The 23,609-nt window shown below is 66.1% G+C and carries 20 protein-coding genes and 5 pseudogenes; 12 read left to right on the top strand and 13 right to left on the bottom strand.

The window, feature by feature from the left end; genetic code table 11:
- The first annotated feature begins 3 nt into the window (after positions 1-3).
- From HFP48_RS28890 to HFP48_RS31840, 6 genes and pseudogenes are all read left to right on the top strand, one after another.
- Positions 4-1,806 carry an acyl-CoA dehydrogenase gene (locus HFP48_RS28890; RefSeq protein WP_168580805.1) on the top strand — a complete coding sequence of 601 codons (1,803 nt, stop codon included), beginning with the start codon at positions 4-6 and terminating at the stop codon, positions 1,804-1,806.
- A gap of 35 nt (positions 1,807-1,841) precedes the next feature.
- Positions 1,842-3,455, top strand: coding sequence for an AMP-binding protein (locus HFP48_RS28885; RefSeq protein ID WP_246872612.1), 1,614 nt, complete (start codon positions 1,842-1,844; stop codon positions 3,453-3,455).
- A 284-nt stretch (positions 3,456-3,739) separates the two neighbouring features.
- Positions 3,740-4,675, top strand: coding sequence for an SMP-30/gluconolactonase/LRE family protein (locus tag HFP48_RS28880; RefSeq protein ID WP_168580804.1), 936 nt, complete (start codon positions 3,740-3,742; stop codon positions 4,673-4,675).
- A 221-nt stretch (positions 4,676-4,896) separates the two neighbouring features.
- The gene (locus tag HFP48_RS28875) at positions 4,897-5,868 is read left to right on the top strand and encodes a helix-turn-helix domain-containing protein (protein ID WP_168580803.1); all 972 of its coding nucleotides are present in this window, start codon (positions 4,897-4,899) and stop codon (positions 5,866-5,868) included.
- 144 nt (positions 5,869-6,012) lie between these two features.
- Positions 6,013-6,471 carry a MaoC family dehydratase gene (locus HFP48_RS28870; protein ID WP_168580802.1) on the top strand — a complete coding sequence of 153 codons (459 nt, stop codon included), beginning with the start codon at positions 6,013-6,015 and terminating at the stop codon, positions 6,469-6,471.
- A 23-nt stretch (positions 6,472-6,494) separates the two neighbouring features.
- A pseudogene (locus HFP48_RS31840) lies at positions 6,495-6,701 on the top strand (hypothetical protein).
- A gap of 387 nt (positions 6,702-7,088) precedes the next feature.
- Here the strand turns inward: HFP48_RS31840 and HFP48_RS31835 are convergent.
- A complete protein-coding gene (locus tag HFP48_RS31835; RefSeq protein ID WP_246872611.1) occupies positions 7,089-7,238 on the bottom strand; it encodes a hypothetical protein in 150 nt (49 codons plus the stop codon).
- A gap of 279 nt (positions 7,239-7,517) precedes the next feature.
- Here HFP48_RS31835 and HFP48_RS31830 point away from each other — a divergent pair.
- A pseudogene (locus HFP48_RS31830) lies at positions 7,518-7,897 on the top strand (integrase); the annotation flags it as partial.
- A 113-nt stretch (positions 7,898-8,010) separates the two neighbouring features.
- On the opposite strand, the gene HFP48_RS28860 reads toward HFP48_RS31830, so the two are convergent.
- The 4 genes from HFP48_RS28860 to HFP48_RS28845 all read right to left on the bottom strand — a co-directional run bounded on the left by HFP48_RS28860 (position 8,011) and on the right by HFP48_RS28845 (position 12,335).
- A complete protein-coding gene (locus HFP48_RS28860; protein WP_168580801.1) occupies positions 8,011-8,235 on the bottom strand; it encodes a hypothetical protein in 225 nt (74 codons plus the stop codon).
- Positions 8,236-8,366: 131 nt separating this feature from the next.
- On the bottom strand, positions 8,367-9,806 hold the full coding sequence (pyk, locus tag HFP48_RS28855) for a pyruvate kinase (RefSeq protein WP_168581135.1): 1,440 nt from the start codon (positions 9,804-9,806) through the stop codon (positions 8,367-8,369).
- A 134-nt stretch (positions 9,807-9,940) separates the two neighbouring features.
- Entirely contained in the window at positions 9,941-10,999 is a 1,059-nt protein-coding gene (locus HFP48_RS28850) for a 2-keto-3-deoxygluconate permease (RefSeq protein ID WP_168580800.1), read from the bottom strand.
- Positions 11,000-11,453: 454 nt separating this feature from the next.
- A complete protein-coding gene (locus HFP48_RS28845; RefSeq protein WP_168580799.1) occupies positions 11,454-12,335 on the bottom strand; it encodes a GntR family transcriptional regulator in 882 nt (293 codons plus the stop codon).
- A gap of 161 nt (positions 12,336-12,496) precedes the next feature.
- Between HFP48_RS28845 and HFP48_RS28840 the strand changes: the two genes are divergently transcribed.
- Genes HFP48_RS28840 through HFP48_RS28830 form a run of 3 tightly spaced genes read left to right on the top strand, consistent with a single transcriptional unit; the run spans position 12,497 to position 16,134 of the window.
- Entirely contained in the window at positions 12,497-13,759 is a 1,263-nt protein-coding gene (locus HFP48_RS28840) for a RuBisCO large subunit C-terminal-like domain-containing protein (protein ID WP_168580798.1), read from the top strand.
- Between the two features lies 1 nt (position 13,760).
- Positions 13,761-15,056: a four-carbon acid sugar kinase family protein gene (locus tag HFP48_RS28835; RefSeq protein WP_168580797.1), complete on the top strand. Its 1,296-nt coding sequence runs from the start codon at positions 13,761-13,763 to the stop codon at positions 15,054-15,056.
- 34 nt (positions 15,057-15,090) lie between these two features.
- Positions 15,091-16,134, top strand: coding sequence for an alcohol dehydrogenase catalytic domain-containing protein (locus HFP48_RS28830; RefSeq protein WP_168580796.1), 1,044 nt, complete (start codon positions 15,091-15,093; stop codon positions 16,132-16,134).
- A gap of 704 nt (positions 16,135-16,838) precedes the next feature.
- Here the strand turns inward: HFP48_RS28830 and HFP48_RS28825 are convergent.
- Positions 16,839-17,306: pseudogene (locus HFP48_RS28825) on the bottom strand (IS5 family transposase); the annotation flags it as partial.
- A 44-nt stretch (positions 17,307-17,350) separates the two neighbouring features.
- On the opposite strand from HFP48_RS28825, the pseudogene HFP48_RS28820 reads away from it, so the two are divergent.
- Together HFP48_RS28820 and HFP48_RS28815 are read left to right on the top strand one after the other, a co-directional pair.
- Positions 17,351-17,689 (top strand): annotated as a pseudogene (locus HFP48_RS28820) (integrase); the annotation flags it as partial.
- A gap of 9 nt (positions 17,690-17,698) precedes the next feature.
- Positions 17,699-18,412, top strand: a complete 714-nt coding sequence (locus tag HFP48_RS28815) for a hypothetical protein (RefSeq protein ID WP_246872610.1) — start codon at positions 17,699-17,701, stop codon at positions 18,410-18,412.
- A 135-nt stretch (positions 18,413-18,547) separates the two neighbouring features.
- On the opposite strand, the gene HFP48_RS31825 is transcribed toward HFP48_RS28815, so the two are convergent.
- The 7 genes and pseudogenes from HFP48_RS31825 to HFP48_RS28785 form a co-directional block, all read right to left on the bottom strand.
- On the bottom strand, positions 18,548-18,880 hold the full coding sequence (locus HFP48_RS31825; protein WP_246872609.1) for a hypothetical protein: 333 nt from the start codon (positions 18,878-18,880) through the stop codon (positions 18,548-18,550).
- A 406-nt stretch (positions 18,881-19,286) separates the two neighbouring features.
- Positions 19,287-19,784, bottom strand: a pseudogene (locus HFP48_RS28810) (NAD(P)H-dependent oxidoreductase); the annotation flags it as partial.
- Positions 19,785-19,832: 48 nt separating this feature from the next.
- On the bottom strand, positions 19,833-20,684 hold the full coding sequence (locus tag HFP48_RS28805; RefSeq protein WP_282597495.1) for an isocitrate lyase/PEP mutase family protein: 852 nt from the start codon (positions 20,682-20,684) through the stop codon (positions 19,833-19,835).
- A 92-nt stretch (positions 20,685-20,776) separates the two neighbouring features.
- Positions 20,777-21,097: a hypothetical protein gene (locus HFP48_RS28800; RefSeq protein ID WP_168580793.1), complete on the bottom strand. Its 321-nt coding sequence runs from the start codon at positions 21,095-21,097 to the stop codon at positions 20,777-20,779.
- Positions 21,094-22,056, bottom strand: coding sequence for a glycerate kinase (locus HFP48_RS28795; protein WP_168580792.1), 963 nt, complete (start codon positions 22,054-22,056; stop codon positions 21,094-21,096). Before HFP48_RS28795 ends, HFP48_RS28800 begins: the two co-directional genes overlap by 4 nt.
- A complete protein-coding gene (locus HFP48_RS28790) occupies positions 22,053-23,045 on the bottom strand; it encodes a D-glycerate dehydrogenase (RefSeq protein WP_168580791.1) in 993 nt (330 codons plus the stop codon). Before HFP48_RS28790 ends, HFP48_RS28795 begins: the two co-directional genes overlap by 4 nt.
- Before the next feature lie 212 nt (positions 23,046-23,257).
- A complete protein-coding gene (locus HFP48_RS28785; protein ID WP_168580678.1) occupies positions 23,258-23,575 on the bottom strand; it encodes a hypothetical protein in 318 nt (105 codons plus the stop codon).
- Positions 23,576-23,609 lie beyond the last annotated feature (34 nt).

Raw genomic sequence — 23,609 nt, 5'->3', positions numbered from 1 at the left:
CACATGACACCGCAGTCGCTCCTGCTGTCCCGACCCGACCTCGAGTTCTTGCTTTACGACTGGCTTCACGCCGATGAGCTGACCGCTCGAAAGCGGTTCGCCGAGCACTCACGCGAAACCTTCGACGCCGTACTCGAGTTGTGCGCCGACATCGCCACCGAACGCTTCGCCCCGCACAACCGGACCAACGACGTCCAGGAACCGCAGTTCGTCGACGGTCGCGTGGTGGTCCACGACGCGGTCAAACCTGCGATCGACGCTGTCGCCGAGTCCGGCGTGCTCGCCGCGACGATGGACACCGATGCCGGAGGACTTCAACTACCGCACGTGGTCCACGCCGCGTGCAGTGCCTGGTTTGCCGCCGCCAACGCCGGCACCTGGTCCTACTCGTTCCTCACGATCGCCAACGCCAACCTGCTGCTGGCACACGCCGCACCCCAGCTCGTCGCGACCTTCGTCCGTCCGATGGTCGAGGGACGGTTCCACGGCACCATGTGCCTGTCCGAGCCCCAGGCCGGGTCGTCACTCAGCGACATCACGACCCGCGCCGAAGAAGCGGGAGACGGCACCTACCGCGTCTTCGGCAACAAGATGTGGATCTCGGCAGGTGACCACGAACTCGGCGACAACATCGTGCACCTCGTCCTGGCCAAGATCCCCGGCGGGCCACCGGGCGTGAAAGGCATTTCCTTGTTCGTCGTGCCGAAATTCCTGGTCAACGACGACGGCTCGATCGGCGAACGCAACGACGTCGTGCTCGCCGGCCTGAACCACAAGATGGGCTACCGCGGCACCACCAACACGATGCTGAACTTCGGTGAGGGCGTCCACACTCCCGGCGGCCAGTCCGGAGCGGTCGGCTACCTCGTCGGGCAGCCTCATCAAGGGCTCACCTACATGTTCCACATGATGAACGAGGCCCGGATCGGAGTCGGAGCGGGCGCCGCCGCCCTCGGATACACCGGCTATCTGAAGTCCCTCGACTACGCACGCACCCGGACCCAGGGGCGCGCGCCGGAAGCGAAGGACCCCACACAGCCGCAAATCGCTCTCACCGAGCACGCCGACGTACGCAGAATGCTCCTGGCGCAGAAGTCGTACGTCGAAGGCGCCCTTGGACTGATCCTCTTTTGTGGGAAGCTCCTCGACGAGAAAGCCTCCGCCGACAGCGAGGACGAACGAGCCCACGCCGCGCTGCTCCTCGACGTCCTCACCCCCGTCGCGAAGAGCTGGCCGTCGCAATGGTGCGTCGAGGCCAACGACCTCGCGATCCAGGTGCTCGGCGGGTACGGCTACACCCGGGAGTACGACGTCGAGCAGCACTACCGCGACAACCGGCTCAACCCGATCCACGAAGGCACCCACGGAATCCAGGGCATCGACCTGCTCGGCCGCAAGACCTTGATGGGCGGCGGTGCCGGACTGCAGGCGCTGGAGACCCTCCTGCGCTCGACCATCGAGACCGGACTCGGCAGCGGTGGTGAGACCGCCGAGATGGCCGCGCAGCTCGACGCGGCGCTGACCCGACTGGTCGACGTCACCCACCGCATCCACAACGAACAGGATCTGACTGTCCGGCTTGCCAACGCCTCGATCTACCTGGAGGCGACCGGGCACATCGTCCTGGCTTGGGTGTGGCTGGAACAATTCCTGGCTGCAGCGGGCGGCGACGACGATCTGCGTCGCGGCAAGCATGCGGCAGCCAGATATTTCTACCGCTACGAACTCCCGCGGACCGGCCCGCAGCTCGACCTGCTCGCCGGGCTGGACCGGACCTGTGTCGAGCTCGACCCGTCCTGGCTCTGACCGGCCGGGCCTCGCAGCGTACCGAGAGGACCCTCATGACCTCGAGAAAGACCAAGACCAACGGTAGCCGTCCGGTGCCGATCACCAGCCCCTACCCGCCGGTGGAGATCCCGAACGTGACCGTGCCAGAACTACTGTTCGGGAGCGGGTTCGGCGAGCGGGCCGGCTCGACCGCAGTCGTGGACGGAGCCAGTGGGGAGTCGGTGACCTATGCCGACCTGGAGCAGACCGTGCGCCGGCTGGCCGGGGCACTGCATGCCCGCGGTATCCGGGCCGACGATGTGGTCGCCATCTTCGCGCCGAACTCCCCGAACTGGGTGACAGCGTTTCACGGCATCCTGCGGGCCAACGCGGTCGTCACGAGCGCCAACTCGCTCTACTCGGCTCCAGAGTTCGCACACCAGCTCGTCGACTCCGGCGCAAAAGCGCTCTTCACGGTCGCTGCATGCCTGGAACGTGCCAGCGAGGCGGCCATCGCAGCCGGTCTCACACGAGAGGCGATCTTCGTTCTGGACGAGGCGGCCGGCTACACCTCGCTGGCCGAGCTGATCGCCACCGACGCCGTGGCACCGGAGCTGATCAGCAAGCCCTCGAGTGTGGCCGTACTGCCCTACTCCTCGGGGACCACGGGACTGCCCAAGGGTGTGATGCTGACGCACCGCAATGTGGTGGCGAACCTTGTCCAGACTGCTGCGATCACACCGACGCACAGCGCGTCGGTCATCCTCGCGGTGCTGCCCTTCTTCCACATCTACGGCATGACCGTGATCATGAACCAGGCGCTGCTACGGCGCGCCACCCTCGTCACGATGCCTCGATTCGACCTCGACGAGTTCCTGCGCGTCGTTGCCGAGCACCGGGTGACCTGGGTCTACATAGCGCCGCCGATCGCCGTCGCCTTGGCCAAGCAGACCGACCTCACCAGGTATGACGTCTCCAGCATCGAGGGGGTGGTCTCCGGCGCCGCGTCCCTGGACGCCACCCTGGGGCGCGCGGTCGGCGACCGGCTCGGTTGCATGGTCCTGCAAGGATACGGGATGACCGAGCTCTCCCCGACCAGCCACATGATGGATCCAGCCCGCCCAGACGATGACCTCAGCAGCATCGGGTACGCGCTGCCGAACATCGAGTGTAGGCTGGTCGACCCCGCGACCGGTGCCGATGTCGCCCCGGGCGAGCCCGGCGAATTGTGGGTTCGCGGGCCCAACGTCATGGTCGGCTACCTGCACAACCCCCAGGCCACCAATGAGACCCTCGACGAGGACGGATTCCTGCATACCGGCGATATTGCCACCGTGGAGCCGAGCGGCCTGTTCCACATCGTCGATCGAGTCAAAGAGCTGATCAAGTACAAGGGTTACCAGGTGCCTCCCGCCGAACTCGAAGCACTTCTACTCAACCATCCAGCTGTCGCCGACGCGGCGGTTATCGGCATCCAGGACGCCGACGGTGAGGAGATCCCGAAGGCATTTGTGGTTCGGCAGCCCGGACACCTCCTCACCGCCGACGAGGTGCTCGCCTTCGTCGCCGCCCGCATCGCACCACACAAGAAGATCCGGATCGTCGAGTTCATCGACCAGATCCCCAAGTCCACAAGCGGCAAGATCCTCCGTAAGGAACTGCGCGCGAGAGAGACGTCCCGAGCGTGACCGGGACTTCCTCTCTGACTGAGGGCCCGCTCCGACCACCCGATCCGCTAGTCTGCGCCCGTGCATTGGACTGCCGCTACGGGGTGAAGGGTGCGCGGTCGCGATCAAGTCGAACCGGGTAGTGCTTCTCGGTTTCTCGTGCGGACGTGCAGCGAGACCGGAAACAACCGCCAGAAAGCGACGCCCGTCGGCAGTCTCGTGCAGATCATGCGACACACGCGCACTGACGTCCGCTGTTACGACCGGAGAGTATCGAGAGTCGACGAATTGGTTAGGAGTACAACGTGCAATTCCGCGAAATCATCAGCGGTCTAGGGTTCTTGGAAGGACCGACGATCCTGCAAGATGGGCGCCTCGTAGTAACGGACGTCGAACACGGGATCTTGGTGGCGGTGGACCCCGCGTCCGGAAGAACGCAGACTTTGGCCGAAACGAAGGGTGGCCCCAACGGAGCCGCGCTCGGGCCCGACGGGTACTTGTACGTCGTCAACAATGGCGGCATGGCCTTCGCATCACACAACGGATTCAAGGGCGGGGACCCGAACGGCGTTCCGGTGAGCGTTGCTCCGCCAGGAGTCCAGAGGGTGGGCTTGAATGGCGAAGTCACGCAGTTGTACACCGAATGCGACGGGCGGCCGCTCCTCAGACCCAACGACATTGTCTTCGACGCACACGGGGGCTTCTACTTCACCGACACCGGCCGCGCGGACGACAGGTTGGCGGACCTCGGTGGACTGTACTACGCAAAGGCTGACGGCTCCGCGATTGTCGAGCTCGTTCACAATGCACGACCACACCTTCCCTTGACTCAGCCCAACGGCGTGGGCCTATCCCCTGACGGTACGGTCGTCTACGTATCGGAGACCGGACACGGCCGGTTGTCGAGCTGGAAGGTGCTCGCGCCCGGCGAGTTGTCCGAGGAGAAGCCGCGAGTGTCACACGGACCTTCTGGTGCGATGTTCGATTCGCTCGCCGTAGACGCGGACGGCAACGTCTGCGTCGCGACGCTCGAACTCGGAGGGATCACTGTGTTCTCTCCCGAAGGGACGATCATTGAGTTCGTCGAGATTCCGGTTTATGACTCGCACGTGACCAACATCTGCTTCGGTGGTCCAGATCTTGATGTCGCATACATCACTTCGGCAGGGCGCGGCGCGATCTGGGAGCTCACGGAGTTCCGCACCGGACTCCGTCTGAACTACCAAAGTGACGGGGCGTAGTAGGTATTCTCGAGACACCGGCATGGACTACGGCAACTGCAGGAGGACGCATGCGGGGGTCTAGTCAGGCTCAGCTGATCGCCGATCTACTGTACTTGCAATACGAGACACCGATCTTGGTTACTGCAGGGTTGGGCGCGATTGTCGCATTTTCACACCAGCCGCCGGAATCGTCGGACTCTATTCGACGAGAGGGCATCTTGCTCGGCAATCCGTCGCGTGTGCCTGAGTGGATGCAGAGGTATCTCGATCCGAAAATTGGCCTTGTGCGGGTCCCTGAGAACAAAGAAGTCGGCGCCTTACCTCGCACAATCATTACAATCCCCTACAAGGGGCATGCGATCGGATACATATTTGCGCTCGACCCCGACCAGAGGATTCCCTCCGACTGGCACATAGTAAACGAAAGGTCGCTTGTATCCGCTGGTTTGGAGATCGAACTTCAGAAGAGTCGAGCCAGCCAGTCTCAGCTGGCAGTTCGGTCGGCGCTCAGTCCAGACCCGGCAATCAGGGGTGAGGGGGTTGACAGCCTTCGGTTCATGCGGGCATTTGAAAGCGCTACGCAAATCCGCGTGCTCGTGTCCGAGTTCGCGGATGACGCCGCCTCCCACCTCACCCGGATCATGTGGGACGGCCCACCGGGGGGCGAAGGAGCCTGGGCGGAGATCGACGACCGACTTGTCATCGTTGTCAACGAAGACGAGCGAACATCCGACAAAGAACTCGATCGTCTCTCAGTAATTCTGAAGCAAAGCAGCCCTCCGCCGGTGGTCTTCTTCGGTGTCGGCGGCGAGGTCGATGGGCTCGAGGCGGCCAGACAGTCGTATGAGGAGGCCTTGCGGGCTCTTCGAGTGGGGAAGTTGCTGAATGATCGCCCAACGATCTCCCGATGGGACAACCTCGGCTCCTGGCGTAGTCTTGCGACGCTCGGCAGGGACCGCGGACTACGTACTCTCGATCCGAGGGTTGCGCACCTTGTCGCCCACGAGCGGGCCGAAATGGTCGGAGTTTTGCGCGAGTATCTCAACCGCAACGGCGAGGTCGACAGAATCGCAGCTGATTTCCATATGCACCGTTCGACCGTCTACAGCCGACTCAAGAGGATTGAGTCCAAGTATGGACTTAACCTGAACTGTGCCGAAGACAGACTGACGATCACCATCGGGCTACGTTTGGCGCAGCTCTACACGTGAGCGCTCAGTGAACTGCGCCCGCCACTACCTGGTGATCGGAGATTCGCGCCAGAGGATTTCGCGAATCGAAGAATACCGATGTGCTGTTCACTCCTACTGGCCGTTCCAGAACGACTCCCAGCCATCCCCACAGAAAGAGCCGATATGCCGCCGAAAATCATCCGCCTCGCCGACCTCAAACACGTGAACGGCACAGAACTCGGACACAGCGACTGGTTCACCATCAAGCAGGAGCGGGTCGACAACTTCGCCGACGCTACCGAAGACCGCCAATGGATTCACGTCGATCCCGAACGCGCTCGGCGTGAGAGCCCATTCGAAGGACCGATCGCTCACGGATACCTGACGCTGTCCCTCGTCAGCGCCATGTTCGAGCAGATCCTTGTCGTCGACGGAGCGAGGATGGGCGTGAACTACGGCCTGAATAAGGTGCGCTTTCCGTCTCCGGTGCGAGTCGGGAGCCGCGTGCGAGGCCACGCAAGCGTCCTGGACGTTTGTGAATACGACACGTACACGCAAATGAACCTCGCAATGACTATCGAATGCGAAAATCTGACGAAGCCAGCATGCGTCGCTGAAGCTATCTTCCGGTTCTACCGCTGAACCGCGACGACCTCCGCACCGAACTGTTCGCCGCAGAAGGTGAACTCACTGAGGACCAGGAAACGGCCGACGTGATCGGGGAGGTCGTTGAAGATTACGGGCCGCTGACCGAATCCGGCGGTCGTGGGCACGAGTAGCCGCCGGCGCATCGGTGGGCGGTGGCGCTCGATGACGGGCGCTTGATCTTCGCGGACACTGACGAGGTGACCGTCGACCCGGGTAGCCGCTGATCCCGGTGGTCGTGAGCCCGACAAAGGGTTCCGCGCGAACTCCGTTTCGATCACCGCGGTGAACAGCTCCGGCGAGGGGAAGGCCCTACCGGCGCGAAACACGACTGACGCAGCCGGTGGAGCAGTAGTGACACCGCCCGGATGCTTGCCGGTGTTACACAACGCGCCACCGGTGGCAGTGCCGCGGCACAGATCTCGTGCCGACCCGGTCGCCGGCGTACTCGTGTCGGAGCACGCGCGGTATGCCGGGCCGCCGGCTCGCTAGTGGCTCTCGGTGTCGTCTGTGAACAGCGTGGTCTCCTGCGTGCCGGGCAGTGTGGGATGCCGCCGGGTTGCTCGGGCGTTCTCGTGCTCGGCGATCGCGTTCTGCCAGTCCTCGTCGGAAAGTTAGCCGCGGCCGCTGGCGTTCGGTGTAGGTACCCCGAGTCGTTCGCCGATCTGCGTCCAGGAGTCCCCGTCGGCGAGGGCGGCGGCCACGGCCCGGGCGAGGAATTCCTCGGCCAGCTCGGCGGCGGGGACCAATACTGGCACTGACACGCCCGGACGGTGGTGTTCCGTCGGGCCCGGTGGGCTGTGTGTGATGAGGTCCGTCATCTCGATGATGGTATCGGCGCCAGCACCGGGGTCCAGCGGCTGTCTCGCGCGTTTCCGCACCGTCGATGTCGAATCTGCACGTCACACCGTGGTTTCGCGGGGCGGGGTCTGTGTCGGTGCGGGTCGGTAGTGTCGGCGCTTGTGACGATCGAGCAGACCTACGGCAGCCGCACCGCCGCAACCGATGTCGTCCCCGCAGGTGGGTGGGGGTCGGCGCCGGAGTTGTCGGAGGAGGCGGCCGCCCGGATCGCCGGGGCGGTGGCCGGGGCCCGGTCGGAGGGCACCCGGCGCACGTACGCGTCGGCGTGGCGACGTTTCGCCGCCTGGTGCACCGCGCAGGGGCATCCGGCGTTGCCGGCGCACCTGGTGACCGTCGCCGCGTATCTGGTCGACGCCGCCGACACCTACACCCGGGCGGGGGAGCCTACGCCCCGGTCACGCTGGCCCGGTGGGTCGCCGCGATCGGTCACCATCACCGCACCACCGGGCATCCCACCCCGCACACCCACGACCTGGTGCGCTCCACGCTGTCCGGGATCCGCCGCGACTACGCCGCCAATGGAGACCGCCCCCGCACCCCACGCGCGCCGCTGCTGGTCGACGGGCGTGCAGCTGCCAATCCCTCACCTCGGCAGTGGGTCGGGGCGGCGCGGCTGCAGAGGTGGTGTATTGCGCGAGTGCCTGGTGGGCGAGAGCAGGGTCCACGGTGGTCAGGTCAGCGCCGCCAGTCGACCGGCTCGGAGCTGAATTCGTATCGGCCCGTGTGGTGGTCGATCGGGATCACGTCGGTTTCGCCGTCTTGGTAGATGACCAGCCAGCAATCTCGGTTGCCTGACGGTACGGTCATTATGATCTGGGCCCATTGTCCGGTGCGGTAGCCGTGTTTGTTGTTGCGGCGGATGAAGTCTCCGGTGCGGTTTCGGGTGAGGCGGGCAGTCATGCGGTCTCCGTGAGGTGAGGTGTGACGAATTGTGATCGGTGCCGTGGGGCGACGCGCCCTGTTCGTCGGCGGTGACGGCCCCCGTGGACGTTGCGCCGGCATCGGGTAGGCATCGGCGCGGGTGCGGCGAGTCAGTGGTGGTCTTCCTCGCCGATTCTGTGGACGTGGATCAGGTTGGTCGAGCCGACGGTGCCCGGAGGTGATCCCGCGACGATGACGACGAGGTCGCCCCGCTGGTACCGGCCCAGGCCGAGGAGCGCGTGGTCGACCTGGTGGATCATCTGGTCGGTCGATTCGACGGGGTCGACGAGGAACGTCTCGGTGCCCCAGGTCAGCGCGAGTTGAGCGCGCACTTCCGGGAGCGGGGTGAACGCCAGCAACGGCAGTGGAGTGTGTAGCCGCGCGAGCCGGCGCACGGTGTCCCCGGACTGGGTGAACGCGACGAGCGCCGCCGCACCCAATCGTTCCCCGATGTCCCGCGCCGCGTAGGACAGGACTCCGCCCTTCGTGCCGGGTACGTGTCCCAGCGGCGGAACGTGTGTGGACTTCTCCTCCACCGCACTGATGATGCGGCCCATGGTGCGGACCGTCTCCATTACGTGCTTCCCGACGGACGTTTCGCCCGACAGCATGACGGCGTCGGCACCGTCGAGGACGGCATTCGCCACATCGGATGCCTCGGCCCGGGTCGGCCGGGAGTTCTCGATCATCGACTCGAGCATCTGCGTCGCGACGATCACCGGTTTCGCATTCTCGCGGGCGACCTGGATGGCCCGTTTCTGCGCGAGCGGCACCTGTTCGAGGGGAAGTTCGACACCCAGATCGCCGCGGGCAACCATCACCGCGTCGAACGCCAGCACGATGGCCTCGAGGTTGTCGATCGCCTCCGGTTTTTCGAGTTTCGCGATCACCGGGACCCTGCGGCCGACCCGGTCCATCACGGCATGGACGAGTTCGATGTCTGCCGCCGACCGCACGAACGACAGGGCGATGAGATCGACACCGAGGCGCAGGGCGAATTCGAGGTCGGCGATGTCCTTGCCCGACAACGCCGGGACCGACACGTTCATTCCCGGCAGTGACACACCCTTGTTGTTGCCGACCGGTCCGCCCTCGGTGACCCGGCACACCACGTCGTTGCCGTCGACCTCGGTGACGACCAATCCGATCTTGCCGTCGTCGACGAGCAACCGGTCACCGGGCTCGGCGTCCTCGGCGAGCTGCTTGTAGGTGGTCGAGACCCGGTCGTGGGTGCCCTCGCATTCGTCGACTGTGATCCGCACGACGTCGCCGGCCGACCAGACGACGCTGCCTTCGGAGAAGCGCCCCAATCTGATCTTCGGGCCCTGGAGGTCGGCGAGAACACCCACCGCCCGGCCGGTGTGTTCGGACGCCTCGCGCACCCGGAGGTAGTTCTCCTCGTGGTCGGAATGTGCGCCATGGCTGAAGTTGAGCCGGGCGATGTCCATTCCGCAGTCGACGAGTTCGCGTATGCGGTCGCCGGTTGCCGTTGCGGGCCCGAGTGTGCAGACGATCTTCGTTCGGCGCCCGGAGCGGGGGGTCGGTGTCAGCGGCCCTGCCGTCGGTGCCGGTTGCCTCGTGTCCTCGCTGATGCGGACGTGTGCGGTCGTTTGTCGAAAGGGTTTCTGCGCCAGAGGCATTGGATTCACTCTCGTGTCGGGACGTACGGGCTTCGGTGCAGCTGTCAGGTGGGTGGCAGCGCACGGTGGGCGCGTGATGCTGCGGTACCGGCATGGACGGGAGAGGGTGTCTCGTCCGGGGGAGTGTCCTCGACGGCGGGGGTGCTCTGGGCGTTCCGGTTGACGCGCCGTGACCAGGCGGACGTGATCACGGGGCACAGAATTGCGGTGACGACGGTGGAGGCGGCGACGAGGACCGTGGCGGTCTCCGCGGCGGGAGCGTAGATGGGGTTGGCCTCGGCAACGATGGCGGGAACAAGTGCGGCGTTGCCGGCTGTGGTGGCTGCGGCCAGACCGGCGACGCCGTCGCCACCGGAGATCCTGTCGGCGAGGAACAGGACCAGCCCGCCGCCGAGGACGACGAAGAGTCCGAGCAGGATGCCGAGGAGGCCGGCGTCGACGACCGAGGTGAGGTTGATGGTCAGGCCCAATGCCAGCCCGAGGAACGGCACCATCGCGGGAACGGCCGGTGCGAGGAGTTCACGCATCTTCGGGTCGAGATTGCCGACCAGCATGCCCAGGGCCAGCGGCAAGATGGCGCCGACCAGTGCCTGCCAGGGGAAGGCGGCCAAGCCTGCGATGCCGAGCGTCACCATGGTCAGGAAGGGCCCCGATTCGAGGGACATGATCGAGTACGCGCCGGCGTCTTTCTTCCGTCCGTACTGACCCATCAGGGAGATGTAGAGACCGCCGTTGGTGTCGTTGAGGGCGGCGACGATCGCCAGGACGGACAGTCCGGCGAGGAATCCACCCTCGACGGGCGCCTCGCCGAGAAACTTGCCGGCGACAATCCCGATGAGGGCGGCGAAGGTGATCTTGCTGCCGAGGAGAACTCCGCCCTTTTTCATGATGTACGGAGTGGAGCGCACTTCCAGGGTCGCCCCGAGGCAGAAGAAGAACACCGCCAGGATCGGGGCGAGACCGGTGAAGAACGCGCCGGTGAACGAGCCGAAGAAGCTGCCTGCCCCGGGTGCGAAGGTATGGATGACGGCGCCGAGGAGCAGCGGAATCAGCATCATGCCGCCGGGAATCTTCTCTATGGCGGCTTTGATGGGGACGGTCATGGGATTCTCCCTTGAAGGAACCGGTGGGTCCGCAGTTTTTATGATCGGTCAGGGACGTCGCCCGCGAACAGTCGGGCGCGGCGGTGGTGTGGCCGAGCGGAATTCGTCGGAACGAGTTCACTACGAGTCCGGAGTTGCCCGAACGGTTCGGGCTCATCGAGCGGCGACTTCGGCCGGTCCGCTTGTGCGTACCTTTCGTACGTACATTAAGCGTGACTGTGGTCACTGTCAATGGGGGCCGTGTGGAACCGATCGAGGGGGGCGGCGTTCCCCGCCGTTTCGAGTCGCGGCCGGTCGCGGGGCAGTGCAGTGCCGCTGCCATGCCATCGCCGTAGAGGGTGGGAGGTTTTGCCAGTCCGCGCGCCCGATACACCGCCCCGTACCGGTGGGCGGGTCTCGTCGCCGTCCGGCTCGACCGGAAACGGTCGAGCCGGAGGCAGGAGGGTCGTGCCGGTTAGCGGGTGCCGTCGATTTCGGCCAGTGCGGCGTCGAGTTCGCGCACCATCGAGCGCAGTCGTGTGACCTGCTCCGGCGAGATCGCCGGAGGGGTTGCGGCAACTTGTGCGTCGACGTCGAAGACCGTGTTCGCGCGGTGCCAGACGCTGAACCATTCGAGGCCCTGCCCGCCGGTGTCGCGGGTGACGCCTTCGAGGAGAAGGAGCGGGTCCCCGGTCTCGACCTCGAGGGAGTACGCAAGGTTCGGGTCCGCGGCGACGGCTTGGACGTGCCGTGGACCGCCGGCGGGTGTGTATCCGTGCGCCCGCATGAGGGCCAACAGCGAGTTGCCCTCGAGCAGCTCCTCGGTGAAGTGGGGAAATAGCTCGCGGGGTACCCAGGTGCGCATGTAGGCGACAGGGACATCGTCCAGGTAACGGACGCGCTCGATCCGCCAGGCGCGTCCGGTCCCCAGTTCGCCCAGTGCTGCGTCCGGCGGCGCAGACGGCTGGACGCTGACGACATGCGTGCGTAACTGCTGTCCCTGCGCAACGGCCTGCTCGTTCAGGCCGCCGGCGCGCTGCACGCTGCGCCGGAGCACAGGAGTGGCGGCGACCACGCTTCCGCGACCGCGCTGGCGGTGAATCAAGCCACGGTCGGCCAGGCTCGCCAGCGCTTGCCGGACCACGCTGCGGGAGACGCCGAACTCTTGCTGCAGTTCGTCCTCGGTGGGCAGCGCGGACCCGGGCGGCAGGGCGTGGCTGGAGATCTGCTGGTGCAGGATGTCGAAAATCTGCACGTGAAGTGGGCGCGCATCATCTCGGTCGACGCGCGGGGGTTGCCCCGCCACTTCCGTGTGCACGACCTCATCGTAGGCGTGCGCAATGGCGTTGACGTGCATTGGATCCTCATTCGGTTGACGGTGACTGCAATCACAGTCTAATGTACGTACGAAAAGTACGCACAAACTTCGCTGGGTGCCCGCGGAGAAATGTGACACATCAGATGCGCCAGGTCGACGCCCGCCGAACGCGAGCGATCCGACCCACGATTGGAGACTTCATGCGGGATCAGCGCACGGTGCGATGCACCTACTACCTCGAGTCGGAAATTCCTCCGGAGAAGGCGGCAGCCCTCATGGCGGGGGAACAGTCCAGCGGCACGTTCGTCCCGGTGCCGGGAGAGTCGGCTCGGATCCGGGAACGACATGCCGCGCAGATCGTCGAGGTCGAGGAGTTGGGGGCGTGCCCACCCTCACTTACCTCCCGTGCCGCCCCGGAAAAGGTCCGCGCCGCACTGGTGACGGTGGATTTCCCGATGGAGAACATCGGGACCGACCTGGCGACCCTGCATACCACTGTCGCCGGGAACCTCTTCGAACTCGGTGACCTGTTCGCCTGCCGACTCGAGGCGCTGACGCTGCCCGAGGAATTCGTCTCCGCGCACCCCGGCCCCGCCTACGGCATCGGGGGTACCCGGGAGCTGATCGGCGCCGCTCCGGGCGTGCTGATCGGCACCATCGTCAAACCGAATGTCGGGTTGTCCGAGGACGAGTTCCGGCTCGTGGTGCGGGAATTGGCGCGGGCGTCGATCGATGTCATCAAGGACGACGAGCTGATGACCGATCCCGACTACCTGCCACTGGAACGACGCGTCGCGGTCGCCACCGAGGAGATCACTGCCGCCGAGCAGGTCACCGGGCACCCGACGATGTACGCGTTCAACATCACCGGCGACCTGAAAGGTCTGCGCAAGCGACACGACACGGTCGTTCAAGCCGGTGGACGATGCGTGATGCTCAACATTCCGGTCATGGGCATCCCGGCACTCGAATGGCTGCGCTCGTTCACCGAAGTCCCCATCCACGGACACCGCGCCGGCCTGGCGGCATCGATGCGCGCAAAAGGCTTGGGCATCGACTACCAGGTATGGCAGCAGTTCGCCCGACTCGCCGGCGCCGACCACCTACACGTGAGCGGGCTGGGCAGCAAATTCTACGAACGCGATGCGCAGGTCACCGCGAATGTGCAGTCCCTGCTGGCACCCCTCGGTAAGACGACCACGCCGCTGCCGGTGCTGTCCTCCGGCCAGAACGTGACCACACCCGCTCCGACCTTCGACGCAGTCGGATCGACGGACCTGTTGATGCTTGCCGGCGGCGGAGTAGCCGCCCACCCGGACGGTCCCGCCGCCGGTGTCCGGAGCCTGCGCGAGGCGTGGGCGGCGGCCGTCGACGGGGTCCCGCTGGCCATCGCTGCCGCGGGCCGCGCCGACGACGGCGACACCGACCTCCTGCACGCGGTGCAGGCGTTCGGGAGGAACTGAGATGGCCTTTTTCGGATTCGTCGCCGACGATCTCACCGGCGCCAGCGACGTGCTCGCCCAGGCACATCGATACGGGCTCGATGCGGTTCTCGTGATCGGCGACGCAGCACTACCCGACGACGCCGACGTCGTCGGTATCGCCGGGCCGGCGCGGTCCCTCGGCGGGACGGCCTTTGACAAACACGTACGCCGCGACCTCGCCCGCATCGCCGAACTCGATCTCGAGGTACTGCTGTACAAGGTCTGCTCGACGTTCGACAGTTCACCGAAGCTCGGCAGCATCGGCCGCGGAATCGAACTGATCCACGAACGATTTCCCGAGCACGGACCCATCCCGGTGGTGCCGGCGCAACCGGGATTCGGCCGGTTCACCGCGTTCAGTCACCACTACGCCACCTACGGAGGGCGGATCTACCGACTGGACCGGCACCCGGTCATGGCCACCCATCCCTCCACTCCGATGCACGAGGCCGACCTACGCGAACTCCTGGCCGAGCAGTTCGGCACCGAGGTCGCACCCGGTGCGATTCAGCTGCCGATCTACGACGACGGCACATTCACCCAGGCGTGGGAACAGCACCGCGCCGCGGGCGGACCGGCGTTCGTCGTGGACGCCGTCAGCGACACCCACCTCGACACCGTCGCCGCGGCCCTGCGCACGCACCCGGACCGATCGAGCCCGGCGATCGTCGTCGGATCCGGGGGCATCATGGCCGCCCTCGCCCGCACCGTAGGGCACCGCACCCCCATCACCTCCGACCCGCACCGCGCCAGCGGCCCGGTCCTGGCGGTCAGCGCCTCGGCGTCGAGTGTTACCGCGCAGCAGATCGCCGACGCCCTCGACCAGGGCTGGGTCGAGGTGCCGGTACCGCTCTCCCTGTTGACGTCCTCTGAACCTCAGCAACTCGCCGCCCTCGAGGCGGCGGTGTCGGCGGCATTGTCCGCCGGCCGGGACGTCGTCGTGCACACCACCCGAGGAACCGACGACCCGCGCTACTCGAACCTCGGACCGGTCGAGCCTGCCCACGTGGGATCCCTGATCGGTTCTCTCGCCGCCCGAATGGCGTCCGCGGGCCTGACCCATGACATCGCCGTCTTCGGCGGCGACACCTCGAGCCACGCCCTGATCGCCATGGGCGTGCAGCAACTACGGGTCACCGAACAGTTCGTCACCGCCGGTCCGATCTGCCACAGCGACGACGCAGCAGCCGTCGCGGGATGCCGCCTGCTCCTCAAGGGCGGACAAGTCGGGCCCCCGGACATCCTGAGCCGCTTCGCCGGTCACCTCCCAGCGTAACCAAACCCCCGGATCGAGAGAAAGAAGGAAACCCGTGAGGGCAGTAATGAAATCAGCAGCGCAACGCGGCGTCGACTACGTTACCGACGTCGCCGACCCGAAGGCCGGCGACGGCCACGTCGTCATCGAGGTCGCAGCGGCGTCCTTGTGCGGCACCGACCGGGAACTGTACGAGTGGACACCGTCCGCGCAGGCATTCAACCTGAACCTGCCCGTCATTCTCGGTCACGAAGGCGCGGGAACCGTCGTCGAAGTCGGGCCCGGTGTCACCGGGCTGACCGTCGGCGACCGAGTGGCGCTGGAAAGTCACCTCACCTGCGGCCAGTGCTTTCCCTGCCGCACCGGTGACGCGCACACCTGCGAACGAACCGGCATCATCGGCATGCACATCGACGGCCTCTTCGCCGAACACATGAGCGTGCCGGCCGGAATCTGCGTAAAGCTGCCCGATGCCTTGTCATTCGAGTCCGGCGCTCTCCTCGAAGCGGCAGGCGTCGCCGTCCACGCGATCCAGCGAGCCAACTACTCGGTGGCAGGACGGGCCGTACTGATCAGTGGCGCCGGCCCGGTGGGCCTGGTGCTCGCGCACCTGGCACAGCTGATGGGTGCCGCCTACACCGTCGTCGTCGAACCGAACGAATACCGTCGCGCCCAGGCCACCAAACTCGGCGTCACCGCCCTCACCCCCGGGGACGGCGTCGTCGAACGGTGCCGGGAACTGACCGGAAAGCGCGGTGGATTCGACGTCGCCTTCGAATGCTCGGGCGCTCCGTCCGCTCTGAACACGTTGTTGGAGGCGGTTCGCCGCGAGGCGACCGTCGTCACGGTCGGCCACCCGAGCCGCCCGATCGACATCGACATCGCCGCCTACATCAACAAGAAGGGCATCACCCTGCGCGGGATCTTCGGGCGACGCCTGTGGGAGACCTGGGAACAAAGCCTGCTTCTACTCGATTCCGGCCGACTCGAGCTTGACTGGCTGATTACCCACCGGATGAAACTCAGCCAGATCGACGAAGCGGTCGAACTTCTCACCGGCGATGCCTGCAAGGTGCTTCTGGTCCCTGGCCTCGGATAACCCGCAGTGTTGATCTTGATCTCGCGTCCCAGATGATGACGACCCCTTGCTCGTCGCGTGCAGAGGAAAAAGACAAGATCTCCAGCCGCGCGGCCCGAGCGATCTGCTTCTCACTGGTACGTGCCGTTCCTCGCGGACGATGGGCGACACGCGTTGATAGTTGCAACGCCAATAAGAGCGTGTCTCATGTGGGTACGCGCTGTGGTGCGGTGCATGATGTACCTCTTGAGCGACGATCCCGAGGTGTTCACGACGCGAGTGTTGCGCTGCCGCAGCCATTATTCGCTTCACGAGGCTCTTTGCTCAGGCCTTTCTTGTGGGCGCTCCGGTTTCGGGGGTGCAACAGTCGCCGCCGGAGTATTCCCACATCGGCGACCGAGGCGCCGGTCACGATGTACAGGTGATGCAGCAAGACAACGATCAAAGTGAATACTGGTGTTATAGAGCAAGATTGAGTATTGTAACGATGTCGACAGTCGATGTGGTTGCCGGGGAGGACGGCCATACCTGTTGACGGCTCGTCCCACAAGCATCCACCGCAGGTGACATGTCGGCCAGCGGTGCGCGTGCAGCCTGGGCGAGACGGCGTGCCTCCATGTGCGGGCACGGGCAGATCCCGACACCCCCCTGCATTCGGGCTGCCAGAGCCCTGCTTCGGTGATCAAGGGATGATCGAAGCAGGGCTTTCCGTCCTTTGTAGGACATCATCCCCGTTTGGCGAGCTTCTTCCAGCACGTCAGCGCGGCGGCGAGTTGGAGAAAGCCGGCGAAGTGGGCGCCGTGACGTTCGTAGCGGATCGTCAGCCGGCGGTATCCGGTGAGCCAGGCCAGGGTGCGTTCGATCTTCCACCGGTACCGGCCCAGGCGCTCACTGGTGTCGACACCCCGGCGCGCGATCCGCGGAACGATGCCACGCTCGCGCAGCCACCGGCGGTGCACGGCGGCGTCGTAGCCCTTGTCCGCCCGCAACCGGCCGGGTCGGCGGCGCCGCGGACCGCGGCGCGACCGCACCGCCGGGATCGCGGCGACCATGGGCTGCAGCATCACGCTGTCGTGGGTGTTCGCCGAGGTCGCCGCGGTGAGAAGCGGGATCCCGTCGGCGTCGGATAGGACGTGAATCTTCGATCCCTTCTTGCCCCGGTCGACCGGGCTCCGACCCGTCAGAGATCCCCCTAATGAGAGCCGGCGGCTCCGCTGTTCCCGATGCGCTGCAACACAATGTGTGCCGTTCGGCGGTGCCGCGGATGCGGGCCCGGGCGCCGTTGTTCCGGTCGATCCGTAAGAACGGCAACCTCTCCGACACCGCCCTATCAGGGTCGTCGGTGCATGCGGCGATCCGCCGCCGCGCCGCCCTCGCCGGGTACGACGACACCCTCGTCGCCCAGCTCGGTTGGCACTCGTTGCGGGCCGGGTTCGTCACCCAGGCATTCCGCAACGGCGCCGACGCACACGCGATCATGCGCCAGACCGGAAATTCGAACCCGGCGACGGTGGAGCTGTACGCCCGCGAACACGCCCCGCTCCTCGGCAACGCCGTCACGAACATCGGTTTGTAGGAGCTGCGGGTGAGCCTGGACATCGACACAGCCACTGCCGCGGAGCTGGGTAACAGCAGCCCAACGCCGCGGGTGCCGCACCGCTACGTCCACGACTGGGCCCTGTTCACGGACTGGTGCGATGTCTGCGAGCACCGGGCATTGCCAGCGCATCCCACTGTTGTGGCGGAGTTCCTCGCCGACCACCCGGCCGCCGCTGGCACCCAGCGCCGCCGGGTGACTGCAATCAACGCCGTCCACACCACCAATAGCCTGCCGGCGCCGGGCCGCGCGGAAACGATCCGCCAACTACTCAACGAAACTCGTGCCGAACGGATGGAGCGGGTCAGGTCGGTTGCGTGGCAGCGAATCCCGCAGATTCCGACCACGGGGTGGCCGGACGGGTTGTTCGGGCGCCGCGACGCCCTGATCCTGACCCTGGTGGTCGGCGGGCTGGGATTCGAGGACATCGCCGGCCTACGGCGCACCGACCTCACCGCCGCCGACGCAGCGTTGGTTGTGCGGGTGGGGGAGCGGTGGATCCGGATCCCCGACGGCAGTGACGGCCCGGTGTCCGCGGTGGCGATGCATCGCCGCTGGGTCGAGGTGCTCGGCTTCCTCGACCGGTACCCGAGCACCCAGCTGCAGGCTCAGCGTCTCGACCGCGACGGCGAGGACCTCTCCTCCTTCGCCGAGACGATGCGCCGGGACGACCGCCAGCTGGTGATGCCGATCGACCGCTGAGGCCACAACCCCTTCACTGCAACTCCGCTCACGGCGCAGTCGATAGCAGCGCTGGTCACAGCGCATCTGACCGGGCACGCGCCAGCGCACAAACGATTGGTGCTGCGCAGGGATACGGCGGCCGTCCCGCCCGAGCTACCGGAAATCGTGGACGTCGAGCTCGATACGGACTACTACGACCGCGGCATCCACGCCCGCCACACCGCGCACGGTCAACTCACGGATGTCACCGACATCCGCGACGGCATCGAAGACAAAGCCGACAAAATCCTCGCGGACCTGCTTCGCGTACTCGATGACATCGGTGCCGAACCACGAGACGGATCGCCACTTCACGGTGTGATATTCCGGCTTGTGCGTTCCGCCGGAGTTAGAGCGGCGGATCGCATCCCGGGATTGGCGGGTTCGCGTAGGGGAACAGGCACCCCGGATCGGCCACAGCCGGACATAGGGGAGGGGGAGAGGCATCCCGGATCGCAGACCTTGGCACGTTCCTTCGAACAGGTTGGCCCCGACACCCCCACCCGATCGTCCCTTACCTCAACGCATGCATCGTAGTTGGAGACGAATCCAACCAACCACATCGTCACCCACGTTCGCTGAACTCGACCCCATCAGAGTCTGCGTGGCGCGGGCCGCCGTCAAACGCCGCTCGTCCGTTGCTACGCTCCGGGCGCTCCGCATTGACCCCGGGCCCTTACCCAGCGCCGTCCGCACAGAGGGTCGAACCTCCAAATTGACAGACCTCACTCCTACAGGGATGACATTCAAGTTACTGGGGTGGCTTCTGGATATCGCCGTTGGTGCTGGTCGCATCGGCTACTGACCTACTGCGCACGCCGCCCACGACAAGCCCCCGTCGGGGGTCGTCCCCTGACTCCGTTTTCGCCAGAGCCTCGACGACCGGCCGCCACCGGTCGGCGTAGGCCGGCAACGCCGGGTCGTCGGCGTAGCTGGCATCGAGGAGATAGAGACCGGGCAGCGCGCAGGTGCCGCCCAGTTCGGACAGGACGGGCTTGAGGGTGAGCTCGGGCGCCAGTGCATGTGCCGGTGCCCCACCGAGCATGAACGGCACGGTCACGACGCCGGCCAGGCCGGTACCGCCGGGGAACTGATCGAGAAATAGTTTGAGCAGTCCGCTGTAGGTGGCTTTGAAGGTGGGGCTGGCGAAGACCACGAGCGATGACGACTGCGCGGTCCGGACGGCGGAGGCGACCTTCTCGTCGCCCCAGCTCAGCAAACCGGGGCCGAGGTCGACCAGGTCGATGACGTGGTCGGGCCCGCGGCCGGTGAGTTTCTCGACGAGCAGGATCGACGCGGCGAGGGTGCGGGAGGTCGGCTTCGGGTTTCCGACGACGACGGTGGTGATCAAAACGGGTCTCCTATGAGCGGTTGACGGCGGGGAGCGGCGCCGCGGGATTCAGTCGTGGATCGCATCGTAGTCGCGTTGTTGATCGGCCGGCAGGAACCGTTCTTCGAGGCCGCGTACCTCCTGATAGGTCGGCTTGACGAACGCGTCTCCCCAGCCCACGAACTCCTCCGTGCCCTCGAGCTCGAACATGTGGTCGAGGTACCCGTCGATCGGCGCCAGTTCACCGGTGTCGCGCACCTTCAGCAGGAGCTTCCACAGCTCCTGGATGCCCGGAATGATGAAGGGGACGATGTTGATGGCCTGCCCCATCTTCGACAGCTCGTCCACCGGCGGCGTCGGCCCGGCGTGGCGGCTCGCGATCGCGTAGGTCGGCCCGGGCGTCTCGGCGAGCAGGTAGCGTACTTCGTCCCACGTGCGGATGCCCTCGTAGAAGATAACGTCGACGCCGGTCTCCTGCCGGTAGAGCTTGCCCCGGCGCAGGGCCTCCTCGAGCCCGCCGCCTGCGGCGCCGTAGCCGTCGGTGCGGGCGGTGATCACGAAGTCGGGGTCGAGCTCGTCTCTGGCCTCGACGGCCGCGCGCAGTCGTCCGATTGCCTCCTCGTCGGACACGATCGCGATCCCCGCTTGGCCGCCGGCTTTCTTGGGGTCGCGTTGGTCCTCGAGGTGGATTCCGGCGACACCGGCGGCAATGAAATCCTGAACTGTTTTGCGGACGTTCTGGATCCCGCCGTACCCGGTGTCGGCGTCGCAATATACCGGGATATCCGTCGACTGAACGATTCTGCGCGCGGCGTCGATGATTTCCGTCCGGGTCATCAATCCGACGTCCGGAAGTCCGTTCCACCAGGACATCATGCCCCCGGAGATGTGGAAGGAGCCGAATCCGGCCCGTTCCGCCATCTGAGCGTGGATCGGCATCACGCCGAAGGGCATCAGTTCGGTTCGGTCGCTTTCGAAGATCCGGCGGAGCCGGGTCGTCTTCTTCTCGTTCATCACATCAACTTTCGGTAGGAGGTTACGGGGTGGTTGTCGCCGAGGCGCGGACCCGTGTCCGGGAAGAGTTTCTCGCGCAAGGTGCCCGGCGAGCAGTCCCGCTGCGCCAGGCCCCGCGCTTGCAGTACTGGGATAACGTGATCGACGAAATCGGTGTAGGTCCCCGGAACGAGCATGGACATGATGTTGATGCCGTCGATTCCCGCGCCGGCAGTCGCAGCGCGGTGACTCCCGCCCGCCTCGAGTCCGCGAGCGATCTTGACGACGAACGTGGTGCCCGTCGATCGTCCACTGTCCACTCGGGTCGGACCGACGTTCATCGGTACCACGCGCCGAGGTCGCGGCCTGCGGCCTCGAGTTCGATGATGGTGGACGCGATCCGCACGTCGGCAAAGGCAGACAGGGCGTCCGCGCTGTCGTCGACCGTGCCCACGACCGCATGCACCGGGACACCCGCCGATCGCAGCAGGATCTCGGAGACGATCTTGCCTTCCGCGGTCTGTGCATCGAGACGCCCCTCCCCCACGATCACCGCTCTCGCGGATGTGACCGCGTCGGCGAAACCCAGTGCATCGAGGACGAATCCGGCGCCGGAGACGATGCGGGCGTCGAAGCAGGCCCACAGTCCACCGGCGAGGCCGCCCGCGGCGCCGGATCCCTCGACCCCCTGGGGGTCACGCGGGAGCTCGGCGCGGGTGGCGTGCAGTCGTCGCGTGAGGAATTCGACGTCCGCTGGGTCGGCGCCCTTCTGTGGCCCGAACACCGTCGCGGCGTCGCAATAGCGGGTCCGGACGTCGCTGAGCACGGTGATTTCGGTTCCGCCGAGCCCACCGGCCTCCTCGATCGCAGAGATCGCCCCGACGCCACCATCTGTGGTCGCGGACCCGCCGACAGCCACCACGATCTCCCGTGCTCCGCGACGGGCAGCGTCGACGATCTGGCGTCCAACCCCCACGGTGTCGGCCGTACGCGGATCACGAATCCCGTGGTGCGGCGTCGTCAGCCCACAGGTCTGCGCGACCTCGACGACAGCGATACCGTCTGGTGATAGGCCCCATTTCGCTGGGATCGTGGAATGCCACGGGTTCACCCCGTCGGCCTCGACGATGTCGAGGCCGAGGGGCGCCCGGAGCACGTCGAGGGTGCCCTCGCCGCCATCGGCGACCGGCAGCCGCAGCGCGGTGACTCCCGCCGCCTCGAGCCCGCGAGCGATCGCGTCCGCGACGGCGGGCGCGGTGTGCGTGCCCTTGAAGCTGTCGGGCGCAACGATCACCGTCATGCGACCCACGCCTCGGGGTTCACCGGATGTGGCGGAAGCTCCCGACGCGCCATCGCGAGTGCGTTCAGTGCGCACAGTTCCGCCATTTTCGCCCGGACGGCCACGGTGGCGCTGCCCAGATGCGGGAGCAGAACCGTGTTGGCCTGGTCGACGAGCCCCGGCGCCAGCGCAGGCTCGTTCTCGTACACGTCCAGTCCGGCGCCTGCGATGACGCCGTCGCGCAAGGCCTCCACCAACGCGTTCTCGTCGACGACCGGACCTCGAGCGGTGTTCACGACAATCGCGCTCGGCTTCATCCGTGCCAGCACCTCTCGGTCGATCAGGTGGTGCGTCGACGCCGACATCGGAACGTGCACGGAGACGAAGTCGGAGGTCTCGATCAACTCGTCGAAAGACACCCGGCGGCCGAGCACGGGATCCACGCCCACCCCGGGTTGGACCTCGTCGTGCCGGCCCCGGGCCGAACAGTGCTGGATCGTCATGTCGAACCCTGCGGCCCGGCGTGCCGTGGCGGCAGCGATGCGACCGGAACCGATCAGGCCGAGTTTCGCACCTGTCACATCGTGGCCCAGTAGCAGATTCGGTGACCAACCGGAGAACTCGCCCCGCCGAAGGAATCCGTCGGCCTCAACACAACGTCGGGCGGTAGCGAGGATCAGCAGCATCGTGATGTCCGCCGTCGGCGCGGTGAGCACCCCGGGGGTATTTCCGACCATAATTCCCCGAGCAGTGGCGGCGACCACGTCGATGTTGTCGAATCCCACCGCGTAGTTCGAGATTCCGTCGATCCGTGCATCCGCGAGTTCCTCCGCGCCGAGGCGATCGGTGAGCTGGGACAGCACGACCGAGTACGTTCCCGACTCACAGGCGGCCACCAACTCCTCCGGGGTGTGCTCGTGTTCCCATACCGTGACCGATCCCGCAGCGGCGAGCAGGCCAGTGGCGGGATCCGGCAACGGGGTGGTGACGAGGAACCGCGGAGTGCTCACAGCGCGTCCTCAACGAGCACGGGTGTGCTGCCCGTTGTGTTCGGGCGTCGCCACCAGGCGTGGTGCCAACCACCCGCATCAGGCGTGACACAAACCGGAATATGTTGCGCCATCGTTGCCCTTCCCGTTGATCCGTTGTCCTGTCGCGGCCGAGGCCCCTCACCACGCCCGCATCGATACCTGCCCGCGCCTTCGGCACGGCGCCAAATACGTCAGGACGTCGGCATTGTTCGACTTGTTCGCCACGACGAGCCTGCCAGCGGCGGAGTGATGTATCCCAGTGGAGTAGCCGCAGCGTCAGGATTCGTCTGCGATCCCGCACCGCTGTTGTCACTCGGGCGGGCGGTGGCAGCGTCCGGCGGTTCCATGGACACGGCCAAAAATGAGCTCGCGGTGATCCCGATGGGCTCGCGGTCCTGTAGAGCGCAGATGGCGATGACACCGCTCGGGAAACAGCCGTATGCCGTACGCAACGTGGCCGCCTTGGCCGTCGGGTCGTGGTCGAGTACGTCGAGCTGCAGTGTGCTCATGCCAAGTACCTCCTTGAACACGGTCCACCGAATG

Origin of the sequence: Rhodococcus sp. DMU1, from assembly GCF_012272955.1 — a bacterium.
GTDB lineage: Bacteria > Actinomycetota > Actinomycetes > Mycobacteriales > Mycobacteriaceae > Rhodococcus > Rhodococcus aetherivorans.
Note: the sequence above shows the minus strand (reverse complement) of the source record. Positions and strands in the feature narration are given on the sequence as shown.